The 219-nt window shown below is 56.2% G+C and carries 1 protein-coding gene; it reads left to right on the top strand.

Annotated features, from left to right (window positions below; genetic code table 11):
• Positions 1-31: 31 nt before the first annotated feature.
• Positions 32-219: cold-shock protein (locus AA75_RS51915; RefSeq protein WP_033820524.1), on the top strand; the 188-nt coding region annotated here is incomplete at its 3' end.

Below are 219 nucleotides of genomic sequence, written 5' to 3'. Positions count from 1 at the left end.
TAGTTGCAGTAGTGGTTCCCATGAACTTTGTGTGCGCCTGCTGATGTTCCGCAGGCGCCTTTTTGTTTCCCGGCTCTTCCCCGGGTGGGTGCTCATCGCGGCGACTCGAAACGTGCGCTGTGCGGGTTTCGGACAGCCCCTTGAAGGAGATTTCTTTATGGCTAATGGCACTGTGAAGTGGTTCAACGCGGAAAAGGGCTTCGGCTTCATCGAGCAGGA

This window comes from Kitasatospora sp. MBT63, from assembly GCF_000710465.2.
Classification (GTDB): domain Bacteria; phylum Actinomycetota; class Actinomycetes; order Streptomycetales; family Streptomycetaceae; genus Kitasatospora.
This window is presented reverse-complemented; position numbering and strand designations above follow the sequence as displayed.